15 protein-coding genes and 1 pseudogene are annotated in these 15,958 nt (G+C 73.9%); 5 read left to right on the top strand and 11 right to left on the bottom strand.

Annotated elements, in window-relative coordinates:
* Window positions 1-85: 85 nt before the first annotated feature.
* Complete coding sequence (gene pdxR, locus ACZ6D7_RS23180; RefSeq protein WP_469493704.1) at window positions 86-1,567, bottom strand: MocR-like pyridoxine biosynthesis transcription factor PdxR; 1,482 nt, start codon at window positions 1,565-1,567, stop codon at window positions 86-88.
* 47 nt (window positions 1,568-1,614) lie between these two features.
* Between pdxR and ACZ6D7_RS23185 the strand changes: the two are divergent.
* A pseudogene (locus tag ACZ6D7_RS23185) lies at window positions 1,615-2,400 on the top strand (DMT family transporter); the annotation flags it as partial.
* A 186-nt stretch (window positions 2,401-2,586) separates the two neighbouring features.
* Here ACZ6D7_RS23185 and ACZ6D7_RS23190 read toward each other — a convergent pair.
* Window positions 2,587-3,417 (bottom strand): alpha/beta fold hydrolase, encoded by an 831-nt coding sequence (locus tag ACZ6D7_RS23190; protein WP_469493707.1) that lies wholly within the window; start codon window positions 3,415-3,417, stop codon window positions 2,587-2,589.
* Between the two features lie 314 nt (window positions 3,418-3,731).
* Between ACZ6D7_RS23190 and ACZ6D7_RS23195 the strand changes: the two genes are divergently transcribed.
* A complete protein-coding gene (locus ACZ6D7_RS23195; protein WP_469493711.1) occupies window positions 3,732-4,493 on the top strand; it encodes a GntR family transcriptional regulator in 762 nt (253 codons plus the stop codon).
* 72 nt (window positions 4,494-4,565) lie between these two features.
* On the opposite strand, the gene ACZ6D7_RS23200 is transcribed toward ACZ6D7_RS23195, so the two are convergent.
* The 3 genes from ACZ6D7_RS23200 to ACZ6D7_RS23210 form a co-directional block, all read right to left on the bottom strand.
* On the bottom strand, window positions 4,566-5,738 hold the full coding sequence (locus ACZ6D7_RS23200; RefSeq protein WP_469493714.1) for an ROK family protein: 1,173 nt from the start codon (window positions 5,736-5,738) through the stop codon (window positions 4,566-4,568).
* A gap of 95 nt (window positions 5,739-5,833) precedes the next feature.
* Complete coding sequence (locus tag ACZ6D7_RS23205; protein WP_469493717.1) at window positions 5,834-6,496, bottom strand: response regulator; 663 nt, start codon at window positions 6,494-6,496, stop codon at window positions 5,834-5,836.
* Window positions 6,497-6,510: 14 nt separating this feature from the next.
* Complete coding sequence (locus ACZ6D7_RS23210; protein ID WP_469493721.1) at window positions 6,511-7,674, bottom strand: sensor histidine kinase; 1,164 nt, start codon at window positions 7,672-7,674, stop codon at window positions 6,511-6,513.
* A gap of 107 nt (window positions 7,675-7,781) precedes the next feature.
* On the opposite strand from ACZ6D7_RS23210, the gene ACZ6D7_RS23215 reads away from it, so the two are divergent.
* The 3 genes from ACZ6D7_RS23215 to ACZ6D7_RS23225 all read left to right on the top strand — a co-directional run bounded on the left by ACZ6D7_RS23215 (window position 7,782) and on the right by ACZ6D7_RS23225 (window position 9,990).
* Entirely contained in the window at window positions 7,782-8,702 is a 921-nt protein-coding gene (locus ACZ6D7_RS23215) for an ABC transporter ATP-binding protein (protein WP_469493724.1), read from the top strand.
* Window position 8,703: 1 nt separating this feature from the next.
* Window positions 8,704-9,429 carry an ABC transporter permease gene (locus ACZ6D7_RS23220; RefSeq protein ID WP_469493726.1) on the top strand — a complete coding sequence of 242 codons (726 nt, stop codon included), beginning with the start codon at window positions 8,704-8,706 and terminating at the stop codon, window positions 9,427-9,429.
* A 174-nt stretch (window positions 9,430-9,603) separates the two neighbouring features.
* Complete coding sequence (locus ACZ6D7_RS23225) at window positions 9,604-9,990, top strand: hypothetical protein (RefSeq protein ID WP_469493729.1); 387 nt, start codon at window positions 9,604-9,606, stop codon at window positions 9,988-9,990.
* Window positions 9,991-9,996: 6 nt separating this feature from the next.
* Here the strand turns inward: ACZ6D7_RS23225 and mug are convergent, their stop codons facing one another.
* The 6 genes from mug to ACZ6D7_RS23255 all read right to left on the bottom strand — a co-directional run bounded on the left by mug (window position 9,997) and on the right by ACZ6D7_RS23255 (window position 15,930).
* The gene (gene mug / locus ACZ6D7_RS23230; protein WP_469494126.1) at window positions 9,997-10,551 is read right to left on the bottom strand and encodes a G/U mismatch-specific DNA glycosylase; all 555 of its coding nucleotides are present in this window, start codon (window positions 10,549-10,551) and stop codon (window positions 9,997-9,999) included.
* A complete protein-coding gene (gene purB / locus ACZ6D7_RS23235) occupies window positions 10,548-11,990 on the bottom strand; it encodes an adenylosuccinate lyase (RefSeq protein ID WP_469493731.1) in 1,443 nt (480 codons plus the stop codon). Before purB ends, mug begins: the two co-directional genes overlap by 4 nt.
* Window positions 11,991-12,048: 58 nt before the next feature.
* The gene (locus ACZ6D7_RS23240) at window positions 12,049-12,840 is read right to left on the bottom strand and encodes an SGNH/GDSL hydrolase family protein (RefSeq protein ID WP_469493734.1); all 792 of its coding nucleotides are present in this window, start codon (window positions 12,838-12,840) and stop codon (window positions 12,049-12,051) included.
* Between the two features lie 94 nt (window positions 12,841-12,934).
* Window positions 12,935-13,948 carry a hemolysin family protein gene (locus tag ACZ6D7_RS23245; RefSeq protein WP_469493737.1) on the bottom strand — a complete coding sequence of 338 codons (1,014 nt, stop codon included), beginning with the start codon at window positions 13,946-13,948 and terminating at the stop codon, window positions 12,935-12,937.
* The gene (locus ACZ6D7_RS23250) at window positions 13,945-15,279 is read right to left on the bottom strand and encodes a hemolysin family protein (protein WP_469493740.1); all 1,335 of its coding nucleotides are present in this window, start codon (window positions 15,277-15,279) and stop codon (window positions 13,945-13,947) included. The genes ACZ6D7_RS23245 and ACZ6D7_RS23250 overlap by 4 nt, the downstream gene beginning before the upstream one ends.
* A 225-nt stretch (window positions 15,280-15,504) precedes the next feature.
* Complete coding sequence (locus ACZ6D7_RS23255; RefSeq protein WP_469493745.1) at window positions 15,505-15,930, bottom strand: GNAT family N-acetyltransferase; 426 nt, start codon at window positions 15,928-15,930, stop codon at window positions 15,505-15,507.
* Window positions 15,931-15,958: the final 28 nt, after the last annotated feature.

Here is a 15,958-nt window from a genome sequence, read left to right on the forward strand (position 1 = left end):
CCGTCAGACCTACTGGTGCGCCACGGCGCACACGCGAACCACAAGTGAACAACTCCCCGCGGACACAGGGGGAGTACGCCGCGCGTCACCCCGCCCGGGCCGCGCGGGCCGCTTCGGCCATCACCCGTACGCCGTCCCGGATCCGCGCGGGCGGCACGTGCGCGTACCCGAGGACCAGCCGCAATCCGCCCCCGCCCCCGCCGTGGTCCTCGCCGTCGTGCTCGCCCTCGCCGGTACGCGCGTGTGCGTACTCCGTCAGCGCCCGCACCCGCACCCCGGCCGACGCCGTGCGCGCCAGGAAATCCTCCAGTGGCCCGTACCGTGCCGGAAGCTCCGCGATGACGTGCAGCCCCGCCGCGATCCCCGACACCCGCGACCCCGGGAAGTGCTCCTCCAGCGCGTCCACGAGCGTGTCCCGCCGCTCCCGGTACGCCCGCTGGCAGCGGCGCAGCTGACGGTCGTAGTCCCCGCGTTCCACGAACCGCGCGAACAGCGCCTGGTCCAGCGTGGGATGGCCGAGGTCCGTCGTCCGCTTGCGCTCCACGACCTCCTCCGCCAGCGCCTCGGGGACCAGCAGCCAGCCGAGCCGCAGCCCCGGCGCCAGCGACTTGCTGACCGACCCCGTGTAGGCGACCCGCTCCGGGTCCAGGCCCTGGAGCGCGCCCACCGGAGCCCGGTCGTAGCGGAAGTCGCCGTCGTAGTCGTCCTCCAGCACGAACCCGTCCACCGACCGCGCCCAGTCCAGCAGTTCGGTGCGCCGCCGGGCCGAGTAGGCGATCCCGGTCGGGAACTGGTGCGCCGGAGTCACCACCAGCGCCCGCACCCCGGACCCCCGCAACGGCCCCGTCGCCAGCCCCTCCCCGTCGAGCGGCAGGGGTACGGCGCGGACGCCCGCCGCCGCGTACAGCGCGCTGTGCTGCGGGCTCCCCGGGTCCTCGACGCCGACCGTGTCCCACCCGCGCGCGCGGAGCGCGAGCCCGAGCAGCGCCGTCGCCTGGGCGACCCCGGAGACGATCACCAGCCGCTCCGGGTCGGCGACCACACCCCGGCGGCGGGCGAGCAGCCCGGCGAGCGCGGTGCGCAGCCGGGGCAGCCCGCGCGGGTCGGGATAGCCCAGCTCGGCGTGGGGCAGCTCGGCCAGCACGCCCCGCTGCGCGGCGGCCCAGGCGGCGCGCGGGAACAGCGCCAGGTCCGGGGTGCCCGGCACGAAGTCGACCCGCGCGCCCGGCGGACGCGGGGCGAGGTCACGCGCGCGCGGCGGTGCCGCCCGCACCGCACCGCCCACCCAGGTCCCGGCACCCCGGCCGCTGCGCAGATAGCCCTCGGCCGTCAGCTGCTCGTACGCCTCCGTGACCAGCCCGCGTGACACCCCGAGGTCGGCGGCGAGATCCCGGCTGGACGGCAGCCGGGTGTCCGGCGCGAGCCGCCCCGACCGCACCGCCTCCCGCAGCGCGGTCTGCAACGCCCGCCCCCGCGCGCGGGCCGGCGCGGAGACGGCCGGCAGCAGCACCTCCCACGCGGCGGAGGGAGTGGCCCGCCCGTCCGGATTGGTCCCCGATGACGTCATGGAAGTGGACCTTAAACCGGACCGCCGCGGTTCCTAGCGTCGTCGTCATGAACGCCACCACCACACGCGGGTGCCTGCTCGCCGCACTCGCCTGCGTCCTCGTCGGCGCGTCCTTCACCGCCAACAGCGTCCTCGGCGCCTACCCGTACGCGGGCGGCCAGTTTCTGCGCTACGCCCTCGCCTGTCTGCTCCTCGTCCCGCTGGCCGGGGCCGGGGCCCCGGACCGGCTGCGCGCGCTCACACCCCGCCAGTGGGTACGGCTCGCGCTGCTCGCGGCGGTCGGGATGGTCGGCTTCAACCTGGCCGTCCTGGCCGCCGAACGCTCCGCGGAACCGGCGGTGCCCGGGGTCTTCGTGGGCTGCGCGCCGATCGTCGTGGCGGTCGTGGTCCCCCTGCTGGAGGGACGGCGGCCCCGGCGCACGGTCCTGTACGGGGCGTCGCTCGTCGCGGTGGGCGCCTTCACGGTGCAGGGGTGGGGGCGGACCGACGGCGCGGGCCTCGCCTACTCGGGGTGCGCGCTGGCCGGTGAGGTCGGCTTCGCGGTGCTCGCCGTGCCCGTCCTGCGGCCCCTGGGGCCGCGGCTGCTGTCCGCCACGGTGTGCGGCCTGGCCGCCGCCGAGTCCGCCGTGGTGGGGCTGCTGGCCGACGGCGGCGCGTGGCTGCGGCGGCCGGACGCGGCGGAGACCGCCGCGCTGCTGTGGCAGGCGGCGGTGGTCACCGTCGTGGGCTTCGTGTGCTGGTACATGGGCATGCAACGCATCGGCGCGGAACGCGCCACGCTCTTCTCCGGCCTGATCCCCGTCGCCGCCGCCTGCACGGCCCCCCTGGTCGGCACAGGCTCCTACGGCCCCGCCCAGGCAACGGGCAGCGCGCTGGTGGGGGCGGGGGTGGTGTGGGGGGCACTGACGGGAGGCAGGAGCGGCAGGAGAGGCGGCGGGGCCAAGGGGGCTTCGGCGGTGCCGGGGGGTTCGCCTACGGCACCTGGCCGCACTCGCACGGCAGTCACCCCCGGCAGTCCCTCAGCGGCTTCCGTCCAGGATGACGCGGGCGACGAGGGCCGGGTCGTCGTTCATCGGGCAGTGGCCGCAGCCGGGCAGCCGTACCAGGCGGGCGCGGGGGATGATCCGCTTGGCGCGGATGCCCTGGCGGCGCACGAGCAGCCAGTCCCGGGTGCCCCAGCCGACGGTGACCGGGATCCCCGGGACGTCCTCGGTGAACAGCACGGAGCCGCCGGCCCGCAGGGTCTGGTCGAACCCGGTGGCCTGGGCCAGCGCCAGCGTCTCGGCGACCACGGCCTCGGGTGAACGGCGGGCCGGGCGGGCGTAGATGGTGCTGGTGAGGGCCGTACGGCCGGCCGCCGAGCGCGCCAGCCGCTCGACCAGCGGCAGCGGCATCCGCCGGGAGATCTGCCGCATGGTCAGCAGGACGCCGAAGGCGTAGCGCCGCTCGGCCTCGGACCAGAACCCGGCCGGGGAGAGCGCGGTGACGGACCGTACGCGCTTCCCGCGGCCCAGTTCCAGGGCGAGCAGGCCGCCCAGGGAATTGCCCGCCACATGCGGGCGGTCCAGCTCCAGCGCCTCGCAGAACGCGCCGAACACGGCGGTCGTCGTCGGCAGGTCGTAGGTCAGCCCGTCCGGGAGGGCCGGGGAGACGCCGAAGCCGGGCAGGTCCACGGCGATCACGTCGCGCTCGGCGGCCAGGATGTCCACCACCGGGTCCCAGGCCTGCCGGTGGTGACCGATGCCGTGCAGCAGGAGCAGCGGTTCACCCGTGCCCACGCGCGCGTACGAGACCGTGACGGTCTGCGGGCCGCTGGGGGTGGGCACCGGGAAGGAGACGGTGGCGGACATGCGAAAGCTCCTCGACTGGACTGGCGGACGGACGCCGGGAACAGCTTGTCAGCGATTGCTACTGCCGGGTAGCCCCATGGGGTCACCCGGCCTTCTCTTTTCGCGACGGGAGGTTTGCCGCGACGTCACGGAACCGGGCCTTTACGAACGCCCCGTGAAACCTCTCCTCCCATGCACCCACAGGCCGCCACGGGGATCGAGGATTGGTCTTGACCAAGGGTGGGGGCCGTCCTATGGTCGCAGAGAAGTACAACAACCTTTAATAAACAAGGGCGCGAAAACGCCGCCGGACCACGGCGATTGCGGAGGACAGGGTGGGGACCACGCAACTGGAATCGGTACCGGAACCGAAGTACTGGCATCTCAAGACGGTGCTCAGCGAGGCACTCGACTCCGAGTTCACGGTCGGCGAGATCCTGCCGAACGAGCGTGAGCTGGCCGCCCGCTTCGGCGTCGCCCGCGCCACGCTCCGTCAGGCCCTGGAGCAGCTCGAACTGGAAGGCCGGCTCCAGCGCCGCCGCGGTGTCGGCACGACCGTCGCGCCGCCCCGCATGGGTGTCGCCGTCGGCACCGGCCGGCAGGCCTGGCCGGGCGCGGGCGACGACGCCTGGCAGGCCGTCGACAGCACGGTCGCGGCCCCGCCCGCCGCCGTCGCCACCGCTCTGGAGATCGCGCGCGAGCAGACCGTGCACACCGTGCGCCGCTCCCGGGTCTCGCACGGTCAGCCGGTCGCCGCCGAACTGCTCTACGTGCCGCACGCCTCGGTGCCCGACCTGTCCGCGATCGACGCCCCGTCCCCGGCCGCACGCGCGCGTGCGGTGCTGCGTGAACTCCAGCGCCTGGAACTCGACGGCCAGGACCGCGCCGTGGAGCTGGGCTCGGCCCGCGCGGACGACGCCAAGGAACTCGACCGGCTGCCCGGCGCGCCCGTCCTCGTCGTCACCACCCGCTTCTTCGCGGGCGGCCGCACGGCCGCGCTCTCGGTGGCGACCTATCGCGCTGACACGTGCCGCCTGACGTTCGGCGCGTCCGGCGGGGTGGAGATACACCACGGGCCGGAACGCCGGGCGTCCTGACGGACCCTCGGCCCACCGGGCCACCTCGACGCCGTGAACCGCGCCCCGGAACCCTCCGGGGCGCGACGCGTCTCACGGGTGGCCCACCGCGGAGCGGCCCGTCACCGTCCCCTCCACCGCGAACAACTGCTCCTCGACATGGTCGAGGGCCAGCCGCAGCGCACCCGTCGCCACCGCCGCCTCACCGAGCAGCGACAGCGCCACCTTCGGCGGCCGCAGACAGTACCGCGCCAACTCCCGCCGCAGCGGCTCCAGTACGCCGTCCAGCCCGGCCGCCCAGCCGCCGACGACGACCAGTTCCGGATCCAGGGCCAGCACCAGCGCGGCCACGTCGTGGACGAGCCGCTGGAGGAAGCGGTCCACGGCCGCCCGCGCCCGCTGGTCGCCCTCGCGGGCCTGGGTGAACACCTCGGCGACCGCCTGCTCGTCCAGCGGGTGCAGCGGCTCGTCCGTGGTGGACAGCAGCGTCTCCGGGGTCACCTCCCGGCCCAGCAGGTGCAGCGCGCCGATCTCCCCGGCCGCCCCGCCGTACCCCCGGTGCAGCCGCCCGCCGATCAGCGAACCGGCCCCCGGACTCAGCCCGGCCAGCACGAACACCACGTCGTCGGACTCGGTGGCGCAGCCCTTCCAGTGCTCGGCCACGGCCGCCGCGTTGGCGTCGTTCTCCACCAGCACCGGGCACTTGAAGGAACGGCTCAGCCGCTCGCCCAGACGCAGCCCCGTCCACTCCGGCAGCGCCGTGCCCAGCCGTATGGTCCCGTCCGCCTCGACGATGCCCGGGGTGGCGACCCCCACGGCGCGCAGGGAGCTGCGCGGGACGCCCGCCCGGCGCAGCAGCTCGGCGACCGCCGTGCGCAGCCGCTCCAGCCGCTCGTCCGCCGGGGCCGTCTCGGCGACGTCCTTGGCCTGCGCGCCGAGCACCCGGCCGTCCAGGTCGGCGAGGAGCGCGGCCACCCGGTGCGGGCCGATCTCCAGGCCCAGCAGATGACCCGCCTCGGCCCGGAACCGGAACCGCCGCGCGGGCCGCCCCTGCCGCCGGGCGACACTCTCGTCGGCCGCCTTCTCGACGACGAGTCCGGCCGTTATCAGGTCCTCGACCACGCCCTCGACGGTCGGCCGGGACAGGCCCGTCACCCCGGTGATCTCCGTCAGCGTCGCGCAGTCCGTGGCACGCAGCGCGTGCAGCACCACCGCGGAGTTGATCCTTCGCAGCAGCGAGGGATCCCCGCCGGTCAGCCGCCCCAACGTCCGTCCTTCCAGCTTGTGCGCGTGTTGGGCGGATCGTACTCGGCGCGGCGCACCCCGGCGAGTGCGGAATCCCACAGCCGCGGCGGCACGGCTCAGCCCGGCGCGACGAATCCCGACTCGTACGCCGTGATCACCGCCTGGGTGCGGTCCCGTGCCCCGAGCTTCGCCAACACCGCGCTCACATGCGACTTGACCGTCTCCGTGCCCACGACGAGCCGCGCCGCGATCTCCGCGTTGGACAGCCCGCGCGCCATCAGCCGCAGCACCTCGGCCTCCCGTTCGGTCAGCCGGGCCCGCTCCAGCGTGTCCCGGGCCGCGCGGTTGCCGCCCTTGTCGCCGTACTCGGCCGCCAGCCGTCGCACCGACGCCGGGAACAGCAGCGACTCGCCCTCCGCGACCAGCCGAATCGCGTGCACGATCTCCGCGGGCCGGGCCCGTTTCAGCAGGAACCCGTCCGCGCCCGCGCGCAGCGCCTCGTAGACGTACTCGTCGTTCTCGAAGGTCGTCACGACGACGATCTTCGGCGGCCCGTCCACCGTCCGCAGCACCGCGCGCGTGGCCTCGATCCCGTCCATCAGCGGCATGCGTACGTCCATGGCGACCACGTCGGGACGCAGCCGGCGCACCAGCGGGATCACCGCCGCCCCGTCCGCCGCCTCCCCGACGACCTCGATGTCGGGCTGTGCCTCCAGCACGGCCCGCAGCCCCGCGCGGACCAGGGGTTCGTCGTCGACGAGCAGTACGGTGACCGGCATTCGGCCAGCGTAGATCAGCGCAGCGGCAGCTCCACCCGCACCTGCCAGTCCCCTTCGTGCGGTCCCGTGTGCGCGTGCCCGCCGAGCAGCGCCGCGCGCTCGCGTATCCCGCGCAGACCGCTGCCCCGGCCGGGCCCGGGTATGTCGGCGGTCAGCGGATTGCGGACCTCCAGACCGAGCGATCCGTCGCCGACCTCGACCCGCACCCGGACGGGGACGGCACCCGCGTGCCGCAGCACGTTCGTGAGCGACTCCTGGAGGATGCGGTAGCCCTCGCGGGAGACCGGCCCTGGCACCGTGTCCAGAGGGCCCGTCACCTCGGCCTCGACCTTGGCTCCGGAGGCGCGCGCGGACTCCAGCAGCCGGTCGGCGTCCGTCAGCGTCGGCCGGCTGCTCACGGGCCGCTCCGACTCGCGCAGGATGCCGAGGACGCGTTCCAGGTCTTCCAGGGCGGCTCGGCCGGTCTCCTCGATGGCGTCCAGGGCCCGGTCCGTGAAGGCGGGGTCACCCGCCGCCCGCGCGGCCCCCGCCTGCACCACCGCGACGGTCAGCGCGTGGCCGATCGAGTCGTGCAGTTCGCGGGCGATGCGCGTCCGCTCCAGGAGTTGCTCGGTGCGCTCCTCCAGCGCTGTGAGCCGCTCCGCGGGGGAGGGGCCCAGCAGGTGCCGGGCGACGACGGTGATCAGCTGCCCGGCGGCGACCACGACGGCGGCCAGCGCGACCAGGGGAAGGGGCGCGAGGAGGGCGTACCACCAGTGGTGGCCCGGAACCTGGAGGAACGTGGAGGGGTCGGGAGTGCCGCCCCGGGCCGTGCGCACCAGGTCGTCGGTGAGCATGGGGAGATGGATGGTGAGGAAGGAGACCGCACCGCCCAGGAACAGCCGGACCTGGAGCCACAGGACGGTCCGGCCGCGGTCGCCCCAGGTGACCGCCGGCGTCACCACGATCTCCGTGTCCGGCCCGTCGTGCCGCTGCCCGGTCAGCAGCAGCCGGGCCTGGAGGCCCTCCACGACCCGCATCGCGGGCACGAGCCCGGCCACGGCCAGCAGCACGGCCGCCAGGTACATCCGGGTGCTGTCGATGAGGTACCACACGGCAGGCCAGACGCAGGCCATGAAGAGGTGCAGCCACCGGGTGTACGTCACCGCCCGTACGAACGGACGAAGCATGCGGACCATGGGGTCATCGTGCCAGCTCACACTGACAGCGGACCTCCCCCGCACGGGGGAGACGATCTCCACGCGCGGGGGAGGAACGGCGGCGCGCCGGCCGCCAGGCTGCTGCCATGACCAGCATCGAAGTCCGCGACCTCACCAAGGAGTACGGCACCCGGCGAGCCGTGGACGACCTCACCTTCGACGTCCTCCCCGGCCGTGTCACCGGTTTCCTCGGCCCCAACGGCGCCGGGAAGTCCACCACCATGCGGCTGGTGCTCGGCCTCGACCGGCCGACCTCCGGCACCGCGACCCTCGGCGGCCGTGCCTACGCCACCCTCCGCGAACCCCTGCGGCACGTGGGCGCCCTGCTCGACGCGCAGGCCGCGCACGGCTCCCGCACCGCCCGCGACCATCTGCGGACGCTGGCCACGAGCAACGGCATCGCGCACCGCCGGGTCGACGAGGTGCTGGCGGAGACCGGCCTCGCCGCCGTCGCGCGCCGCCGGGTGAAGACGTACTCGCTGGGCATGCGCCAGCGGCTCGGCATCGCGGCCGCCCTGCTCGGCGACCCCGGGGTGATCATGCTGGACGAGCCCTCCAACGGGCTCGACCCCGAAGGCATCATCTGGATCCGGGAGCTGCTGCGCCGGCTCGCCGGGGAGGGGCGCACGGTCCTGGTCTCCAGCCACCTCATGAACGAGACCGCGTCCTTCGCCGACCACCTCGTGGTCCTGGGCCGGGGACGCCTCCTGGCAGACACCCCGATGCGGGAGTTCATCCACACGCGTGTGCGGCCCCGCGTCCGGATCCGCACCACGGACCCCGCCGCGCTGAAGAACGCCCTCGCGCGGGACGGCCACGACGCCGTGGAGCACGAGGCGGGGCACTGGACCGTGGAGCACGCGCGCGTGGACGACATCGGACGCCTGGTGTCCGCCGCGGGCGTGCCCGTCCTCGAACTGGCCTCGGAGGAGGCCACGCTGGAGCAGGCCTATCTCGATCTGACAGCCACGGAAGCCGAGTTCACCGCACAGCCGCAGGAGGCCTGACATGTCGTTCGTACCCGTTCTCCACTCCGAGTGGCTGAAGATCCGCACCCTCCGCTCCCTCCTCGGGACGCTGCTCGCGCTGTTCGCGGCGACGACGGCGTTCTCCGCGCTCGCGGGCGGCTCCGAGACCTCCGACCCCGAGTTCGACCCCCTCTTCATGGCCCTCTCCGGTGTCACACCGGGCCAGATCGCCGCGATCTCCTTCGGCGCCATGGCCGTGTCCACGGAGTTCCACGCGGGCGCGCTGCGGCTCTCGCTCGCCGCGGTGCCGCGCCGCGGCCGGTGGTTCGCGGCCAAGCTGACCGCCATCGCCGTGCCCGTGCTGGCCGTCGGGCTGGTCACCGCCCTCGCCGCCCTCGTCGTCGCCCGGGCGGGCCTCGGCGACGCGGCGGACGGCCTCACCCCGGGCGAGCAGGTACGCGGGGTCGTGGGCTGCGGGATCTACCTCACGCTGATGGCGCTGCTCGCGGCCGGCCTCGCGGCCCTGCTGCGCAGCGGGGTGGGCGCGCTCTCCCTGCTGATCCCGTTCATCCTCGTCGTGTCGTTCGTGATCGGCGACACCGCCGGCGGAGCCACCGACTACCTTCCCGACCGGGCCGGCCAGGTGGTGCTGTACGAGACCCACGACGGGCCCCTGGGACCCTGGTCGGGACTGGCGGTGACCGCGGCGTGGACGGCGGCCGTGCTCCTCGCGGGCGCGTGGCGCCTGCGGAGCCGGGACGCCTGAGCGGGGACGCCTGAGCGGGGACGCCTGAGCGGGGACGCCTGAGCCGGCGCCGGGGTGCCCGCCCCGGGGGCGTCCGACACCACGCCAATTGTCAGTGGCGGCGGGTTTACTGGAACGCATGACATCGCGCGCTGCCTCGCCACCGTCGACCTGCTGTGCACCCGGGAGTTCCCCGTGGAGCACGGCAGGACGGACGTGGGCCCGGAAGGCCCCGGCCATGTCGTCGCCGCCTTACAGACCAGCGGCGACTTCTGGGAGGACGACGGCACGCTGCGGGAGGAGACGGAGGAACAGTACGAGGCCGACCGGGACGGCCTGACGGAGCGGCTCACCGACCGCTGGGGCCCGCCGCACGCGATCAGCCTCGCGAGCATCCTGGAGCGCTCGATGGACGGCGAGGACATACCCCGGCCCTGGGCCTGGCTCAGCCGGCACGTACCGGACGTCCACCTGTGGCAGCACCTCGGCACGGCACGCCGGCTCGCCCTGGGCATCTCCCAGTGGGACAAGGAACTGCCCTTCGAACTCCTCGCGTTCGTCACGGAGACCGACCCGCCCTGACCGGCGTCAGCCCCGCGCCGCCACCCGCAGCCGCCCGAACTCCTCCGCCATCGTCGCCGCCGTCCAGTGCGCGTTCAGCCCGCTGGGGTTCGGCAGCACCCACACGCGCGTGTCCCCGATGAGGCGCTCCTGCGGACCCACCCCGGCCTTCCGCTCCTCGAAAGCGGCCCGGTAGGCGGTCACCCCCACCACCGCCAGCCAGGCGGGCCGCAGCTCCCGCACCTTCTCCGCCAGCAGCCGGCCGCCCTCCCGGTACTCCTCGGCGCCCAGCTCGTCGGCCCGCGCGGTCGCCCGCGCCACCACGTTCGTGATGCCGAGCCCGTACGACAGCAGTTCGCGCTGTTCCTCCGGCTTCAGCAGCCTCGGCGTGAAACCGGAGAGGTGCAGCACCGGCCAGAAGCGGTTGCCCGGGCGGGCGAAGTGATGGCCGGTGGCCGCCGTCATCAGCCCCGGGTTGATCCCGCAGAACAGCACACGCAGACCGCCCGCGACGACGTCCGGTACGAGACGGTCGCGGGCGGCCTCCAGCTCCGCCTGGGTGAAGCGGGGCGAGCGTGTCAGAGGATCGCTCCGGGGGTGTAGCCGGCGGCCTCCGGACGCTGCTTCACGATCTCCTCGATCCGGGCGACGACCAGGGCGACCTGCGCGGACGCGGCGCCCGTGAAGGACAGCTTGTCGGCCATCAGCGCGTCCAGCTGAGCCCGGTCGAGCGGCAGACGCTCGTCGGCGGCCAGCTTGTCCAGCAGCTCGTTGCGCTCGGCGCCCTGCTCGCGCATCGCCAGCGCGGAGGCCACCGCGTTCTCCTTGATCGCCTCGTGCGCCACCTCACGGCCCACGCCCGCGCGCACCGCGCCCATCAGCACCTTGGTGGTGGCGAGGAACGGCAGGTAGCGGTCCAGCTCACGGGCGACGACGGCCGGGAAGGCACCGAACTCGTCGAGCACCGTCAGGAACGTCTCCAGCAGGCCGTCCAGGGCGAAGAACGCGTCCGGCAGCGCGACCCGGCGCACCACCGAGCAGGACACGTCACCCTCGTTCCACTGGTCGCCCGCCAGCTCGCCGGTCATCGACGCGTACCCGCGCAGGATGACCATCAGGCCGTTGACGCGCTCGCAGGAGCGGGTGTTCATCTTGTGCGGCATCGCGGACGAACCGACCTGGCCCGGCTTGAAGCCCTCGGTCACCAGCTCGTGCCCGGCCATCAGCCGGATCGTCTTCGCCAGCGAGGACGGCGCCGCCGCCAGCTGCACCAGCGCGGTGACGACCTCGTAGTCCAGCGAGCGCGGATAGACCTGGCCCACCGAGGTGAACGCCTGCGAGAAGCCCAGGTGGTCGGCGATCCGCTGCTCCAGGGAGGCCAGCTTGTCCGCGTCGCCGCCCAGCAGGTCGAGCATGTCCTGCGCCGTGCCGACCGGGCCCTTGATGCCCCGCAGCGGGTAGCGGCCGAGCAGCTCCTCGACCCGGCCGTACGCCACGAGCAGCTCGTCGGCGGCGGTCGCGAACCGCTTGCCGAGGGTGGTGGCCTGCGCGGCCACGTTGTGCGAGCGGCCGGCCATGACCAGCTCGCCGTACTCGCCGGCCAGCTTGCCCAGGCGCGCCAGCACCGCCACCGTGCGGTCGCGGACCAGCTCCAGCGAGAGCCGGATCTGGAGCTGTTCGACGTTCTCCGTGAGGTCCCGGGACGTCATGCCCTTGTGGACCTGCTCGTGCCCGGCGAGGTCGTTGAACTCCTCGATCCGCGCCTTCACGTCGTGCCGGGTGACCTTCTCGCGCTCGGCGATGGAGGCCAGGTCGACGGTGTCCAGGACACGCTCGTAGTCGGCGATCGCCGCGTCCGGCACCTCGATCCCGAGGTCCTTCTGGGCCCGCAGCACGGCGAGCCAGAGCTGACGCTCCAGCTTCACCTTCTGCTCGGGGGACCAGAGCGTGGCGAGCTCGGTGGAGGCGTAGCGTCCGGCGAGGACGTTGGGGATGCGGGGCTTGGCGGGCGCAGAAGTCACGTGACCGGATTCTACTGGCGAATCGTGCAGGTCGACGCCGGGGGCCGTTCGGAGGAAGCTACGAGACCCCCTCGGCCGGCTCCTCGTACGGCAGCAGCTCCGGTCGCTTGGCGGGTCGGCCGTCGCCGGAGGAGCGGCCGGTCAGCCGGCGGCCGATCCACGGGAGCAGGTACTGCCGGGCGAAGCGGGCGTCCTCGACGCGGCGGGCCGTCCAGCCGGGCGGGGGGCTCGCCGGCATCGGCGTGCGCCACTCCGTGTCCTCGGGGTCGTAGCCGAGGGACTGCCAGACCGCCTCGGCGACCCGGCGGTGCCCCTCGGGCGTCAGATGCAGCCGGTCGACGTCCCACAGGCGCGGATCTCCGAGCGAGGGGGCGCCGTACAGGTCGACGACCAGCGCGCCGTGCCGGGCGGCGAGGTCGTCGACACAGGCGAACAGCTCCTCCATGCGCGGCCGGAACCGCGCCAGGACGGGTCCCTGGCGCCCCGGGCTGCGCATGAGCACCAGCTGCTTGCAGGCGGGGGCCAGGCGCTCCACGGCCTCCGTCAGCAGGTCCGTGACCCGGACCATGTCGCACTTGGGGCGCAGGGTGTCGTTGAGACCGCCGACCAGGGTGATCACGTCCGCGTTCATCGCGGCCGCCACCTCCACCTGCTCCGCGACGATCTGCCCGATCAGCTTGCCGCGCACCGCCAGGTTGGCGTACCGGAAGCCGGGGGTCCGGGCGGCCATCCGTGAGGCGAGGAGGTCCGCCCAGCCCCGGTACGAGCCGTCGGGCAGCACGTCCGACATGCCCTCGGTGAAGGAGTCGCCGACCGCGACCAGGCTGCTGTGTGTGGGATTCGTCTGCATGGCGACATAGATGGTAGCCCGAGGCCCATACCCTTCGGTCGGTCTCCCCGGTCTCCCCGTCCGGGACGCGGTCCCGGATGCCGTCCCGGGTGCCCTACGCCCGCTGCCCGAACAGCTCCCGCAGCACGTCCTCCATGGTCACCACCCCGGCCAGCCGCCCGTCCGAGCCCAGCACGGCCGCCAGGTGCGTACGGCTGCCCCGCATCGCGGTCAGCACGTCGTCCAGCGGTGTCGCTTCCCGCACGCGCGCGATGGGCCGCATGTCCCGCAGCCGGAACGGCTCGTCCCGCGGCGAGGCGTCCAGCGCGTCCTTCACATGCAGATAGCCGACGATCCGGCGCCCCTCGTCCACCACCGGGAAGCGGGAGAACCCGGACTCGGCCGCCAGTCGCTCCAGCTCCTCCGGAGTGACACCCACACGCGCGTACACGACCCGCTCCAGTGGCAGGACGACGTCCCGCACCGGTCGGCGGCCCAGCTGCAGGGCGTCGTGCAGCCGCTCCTGCGCGCGGTCGTCGATGAGACCCGCCTCGCCCGCGTCCCTGACGATCTGGGCCAGCTGGGCGTCGGAGAAGGCCGCGGCGACCTCGTTCTTCGTCTCGACGCGCATCAGCTTCAGCAGGGCGTTCGCGAACGCGTTGATCGCGAAGATCACCGGGCGCAGCGCCCGGGCCAGGGTGACCAGCGGCGGACCCAGCAGCAGCGCGCTGCGCACCGGCTCGGCGAGCGCGATGTTCTTCGGCACCATCTCGCCGAGCAGCATGTGCAGATAGGTGGCGACCGCCAGCGCGATCACGAAGGACACCGCATGGCCCGCGCCCTCGGGCACGCCCATCGCGTGGAACGCCGGCTCCAGCAGATGCGCGATCGCCGGCTCGGCGACCACACCGAGGACCAGCGTGCACAGCGTGATGCCGAGCTGTGCGGCCGCCATCAGCGCCGACACGTGCTGGAGGCCCCACAGCACACTCTTGGCGCGCCGGTCGCCCCGCTCGGCGTACGGCTCGATCTGGTCCCGGCGTACGGAGATCAGCGCGAACTCCGCGCCGACGAAGAAGGCGTTGACGACCAGGGTCGCCAGTGCGATCAGCAGCTGTACCGCGGTCATCGGTCCGCCCCTTCCACGTGGTTGCCGTCCAGCGGCGCGTGCATCAGCACGCGCGCGGCCCGCCGGCCGGACGCGTCCACCACGTCCATGCGCCAGCCGGCGACCTCGACGGTGTCGCCGGCGGCCGGTATCCGGCCCAGCTCGGTGGCGACCAGACCGGCGAGCGTCTCGTACGGCCCCTCGGGCGCCGCGAGGCCCACGCGCGCGAGCTGGTCGATCCGGGCGGCGCCGTCGGCCGAGAACAGGGCGCGGCCGGTGTCGTCCGTGCCCGCGGGGGCCAGGTCGGGCGTCTCGTGCGGGTCGTGCTCGTCGCGGACCTCGCCGACGACCTCCTCGACGATGTCCTCCAGCGTGGCCACGCCCGCCGTACCGCCGTACTCGTCGATGACGACCGCCATGGTGCGCTTGCCGGACAGCCGGTCGAGCAGCCGGTCCACGGTCAGCGACTCGGGGACCAGCAGCGGCTCGCGCATGATCTCCGAGACGGGCATCCGGGGGCGGCGCCCGGCGGCGACCGCCAGCGCGTCCTTGATGTGCGCGGTGCCGACGACCGCGTCCAGGGTGCCCCGGTAGACGGGGAAGCGGGACAGCCCGGTCGCGCGGGTCGCGTTCGCCACGTCCTCGCAGGTCGCCTGGGCGTCGAGGGCGACGACCTGGACGCGCGGGGTCATCACGTTCTCCGCGGTCAGGTCGGCCAGGTTCAGGGTGCGCACGAACAGTTCGGCGGTGTCGGCCTCCAGGGCGCCCTCCCGGGCGGAGTGCCGGGCCAGGGCCGCCAGTTCCTGGGGGCCGCGCGCGGCGGCCAGCTCCTCGGTGGGCTCCACGCCGAGGCGGCGCACGATGCGGTTCGCTGTGTTGTTGAGGTGGCTGATGAAGGGCCGGAACGCGGCGCTGAACACGCGCTGCGCGTTGCCCACTCCCTTGGCGACCTTCAGCGGCGAGGAGATCGCCCAGTTCTTGGGCACCAGCTCGCCGACGACCATCAGGAACACCGTCGACAGGGCCGTGCCCAGCACCAGCGCCACCGAACTCGACGCGCTGCTCGACAGCCCCAGCGACTCCAGCGGCCCGGCGATCAGCCGGGAGATCGACGGCTCGGCCAGCATGCCGACGACCAGGTTGGTCACGGTGATGCCGAGCTGGGCGCCGGAGAGCTGGAAGGTGAGGGTGCGTACGGCCTTGAGGGCTCCGGCCGCGCCGCGCTCGCCGCGCTCCACCGCCCGCTCCAGTTCGCTGCGCTCGACCGTGGTCAGCGAGAACTCGGCGGCGACGAAGGCACCGCAGGCGAACGACAGCAGGATCGCCACCAGCAGCAGGAGCACTTCCGTCATCGGGTCACCTCCGTCCCATGATCGGGCAGGGCGGGGAGGATCGCGCGATGTCGCGCACGGCTACTGGGAGGCTCGCCCATGGGCGGACGCTCACACCTTTCATGACGTGGAGAGGGGACCGTACGGAGCGTACGGTCCCCTCATGGTAAAGGATCGGCAAAGCGTCATGGCCGGTCGGTGGCCCGTCGGTGGCCGGCCGGTGCTCGGCCGGCCACCGGTCGGCGATCAGCCGGTGAGCGGCTTCGTCCAGCGCCGCCACCGCTCCTCGGGCGTGTACCCCGCCGCGCGCCAGGCATGATGGGCGTTCTCGTTGCGGGTGAGCACCATCGCGTCCCCGCGGCGCCCGCCCAGCCGGACGAACCGCTCCTCGGCGGCGGCGAGCAGCGCCGACCCGATGCCGCGACGGCGGCGCTCAGGGTGCACCGCCAGCCGGTACAGATGACACCGCCAGCCGTCGAACCCGGCGATCACCGTGCCGACCAGCTCGCCCTCCAGCTCGGCGAGGAGCAGCGCCTGCGGGTCGCGCGCGACCAGCCGCTCCACACCGGCCCGGTCGTCGCTGATGCTCGTCCCCTCGGCGGCGGCCTTCCAGAAGGCCAGCACGGTGTCCAGGTCCTCGGGCGTCGCGGCCCGTATCCGCAGATCAGACATGCGGCGATCCCATCACGCGAGCCCCGCG

The sequence above is a fragment of the Streptomyces sp. NPDC041784 genome (assembly GCF_055591025.1).